This is a genomic window from Streptomyces sp. URMC 127 (assembly GCF_051386535.1).
Lineage (GTDB): Bacteria > Actinomycetota > Actinomycetes > Streptomycetales > Streptomycetaceae > Streptomyces.
In genome coordinates this window covers 1-2,404 of record NZ_JBPQTW010000404.1, presented here as the reverse complement: position 1 = coordinate 2,404, position 2,404 = coordinate 1, and the positions used below count along the sequence as shown (strand labels likewise).

General features: G+C 70.5%; 2 protein-coding genes and 1 pseudogene. 2 read left to right on the top strand and 1 reads right to left on the bottom strand.

Annotation, left to right across the window (positions count from 1 at the left end; genetic code table 11):
• Positions 1-186 (top strand): hypothetical protein (locus ACSNOH_RS34485; protein WP_436725392.1); only part of this gene is annotated, 186 nt, incomplete at its 5' end.
• Positions 187-305: 119 nt separating this feature from the next.
• Here ACSNOH_RS34485 and ACSNOH_RS34480 read toward each other — a convergent pair.
• The gene (locus ACSNOH_RS34480) at positions 306-1,592 is read right to left on the bottom strand and encodes an adenylosuccinate synthase (RefSeq protein WP_436725391.1); all 1,287 of its coding nucleotides are present in this window, start codon (positions 1,590-1,592) and stop codon (positions 306-308) included.
• Positions 1,593-1,857: 265 nt separating this feature from the next.
• Here ACSNOH_RS34480 and ACSNOH_RS34475 point away from each other — a divergent pair.
• A pseudogene (locus ACSNOH_RS34475) lies at positions 1,858-2,404 on the top strand (diacylglycerol kinase); the annotation flags it as partial.

The window sequence follows — 2,404 nt, the reverse complement described above, 5'->3', positions numbered from 1 at the left end:
GGCGCCGGGACCGGCGGGGGCCCGCTGCACCTCGGCCCCTCGCGGGTCACCCACGCGAACCCCGCCTCGGCCTGCCAGCCCGGCTCCTCCTCGGACCTCGTCCTGCTGCCCGACGGCCGGATGCGGCGCGACTTCGCCGACTCCGGCACGAAAGACGCCTCACTGGTCTACCGGAAAACCGGCTGATACCCGAAGATCACCTGAACGCGACGGCGCCCCCGTGGCCGAAAGCCACGGGGGCGCCGTGCATCCGCAGCGTGCCTGCGCGCGGTGCGTTCAGAGCGCTGCGCCTGAGAGCAGTGTGCCTACGAAAGGAACGAGTTGATCTCGATCGTCTCGTCGCGGCCCGGGCCCACGCCGATCGCGGAGATCGGCGCGCCCGACATCTCCTCCAGCGCCTTCACGTACGCCTGCGCGTTCTTCGGCAGGTCCGAGAAGGTCTTCGCCTTGGAGATGTCCTCGCTCCAGCCCGGCAGCATCTCGTAGACCGGCTTCGCGTGGTGGAAGTCGCTCTGGCTGTAGGGCAGCTCCTCGACCCGCTTGCCGTCGATCTCGTACGCGACGCAGACCGGGATCTGCTCCCAGCCGGTGAGCACGTCGAGCTTGGTGAGGAAGAAGTCCGTCAGGCCGTTGACGCGGGTGGCGTAGCGGGCGATGACCGCGTCGAACCAGCCGCAGCGGCGGTCGCGGCCGGTGGTCACACCGCGCTCGCCGCCGATGGTGCGCAGCGCCTCGCCGTCCTTGTCGAACAGCTCGGTCGGGAACGGGCCGGCGCCGACGCGCGTGGTGTAGGCCTTGAGGATGCCGATCACGCGGTTGATCTTCGTCGGGCCCACGCCCGTGCCCGTGCAGGCGCCGCCCGCGGTCGGGTTGGAGGAGGTGACGAAGGGGTACGTGCCGTGGTCGACGTCGAGCAGCGTGCCCTGGCCGCCCTCGAAGAGGACGACCTTGCCCTCGTCGATGGCGTTGTTGAGGATCAGCGTGGTGTCCGCGACGAACGGCTTGATCTGCTCGGCGTAGCCCAGCAGCTCGTCGACGATCTGGGCGGCGTCGATCGCGCGGCGGTTGTAGAGCTTCGCCAGGATCTGGTTCTTGAAGTCGAGGGCCGCCTCGACCTTCTGCGTCAGGATCGACTCGTCGTAGAGGTCCTGGACGCGGATGCCGACGCGGTTGATCTTGTCCGCGTAGGTCGGGCCGATGCCGCGGCCGGTGGTGCCGATCTTCCGCTTGCCGAGGAAGCGCTCCGTCACCTTGTCGACCGTCGTGTGGTACGGCGTGATCAGGTGGGCGTTACCGCTGAGGAGCAGCTTGGACGTGTCGACGCCGCGCTCGTTCAGCCCGCTCAGCTCGGAGAGCAGGACCGCCGGGTCGACGACCACACCGTTGCCGATGACCGGGGTGCACCCCGGCGAGAGGATCCCGGAAGGGAGGAGGTGCAGCGCGTATTTCTGGTCGCCGACGACCACCGTGTGGCCGGCGTTGTTGCCACCTTGGTAGCGCACCACATAGTCCACGGATCCACCGAGGAGGTCGGTGGCCTTTCCCTTGCCCTCGTCACCCCACTGAGCACCGAGCAGCACAAGTGCGGGCACAGGCGTACACCCCTTCCGGGCGGGGCATGTCCAACGTGCGTGGTGGTGTCACCCCGCTTGCTCAGGGCGTACACCACCGCTAGAGCCGTCGAACCGGTGCCCCGGATAGACGAAGCCCCTGGCGCAACAGCGACAGGGGCTCTTGCACCGAGAGATTACCGAATATTTCGCTCGGGGGACGAACAGAAAGACCCAGGGCCCCGGGTCGCGACCGGGGGTCCGGGGGTCGTGCCCCGGGAAAAACAGCACCTGAGGAAGGACCGAGGTGTCGGCTCCAGACCCTGGCGAGCAGGCTCTGCTCGTGGTCATCGACCCGGTCGCCCGCCGCGTGGACGGCGAGTCCGTACGGATCGCGAGGGACGTGCTCCGCGGCGGCGCGGCGACCAAGATCTGTCTGCCGGAAGGGCCGGAGGAGGTCGAGCGCGCCCTGGCCCGGCGCGGCCGGCGGCGGCCGGTCGTCATCGGCGACGACCGCGCCCTGCTGCACGTGGTGACCGTCCTGCACCGCCGCCGCGAGCTGGCGGACGTGCCGGTGTCCGCCGTCCCCGTGGGGCCCCTGCCGGCCGTCTCCGTGGCCCGGGCGCTCGGGGTGCCCCTGGGGCCCGTCGCGGCCGCCCGGGCCGTCCTGGACGGCATGGAGCGGCCTCTGGACCTGCTCGTGGACGACAGCGGCGGTGTCGTCCTCGGTGGGGTGTGGATTCCGGGCGGCGGGTCGGAAGCGGGCGAAGGACCGGCGGAGGCGGCTGGGCCGAACGGGTCTGCGGAGGCGGGTGAGGGCGATACGGAGGGGGCTGATCCGGTGGGTGCGGGCG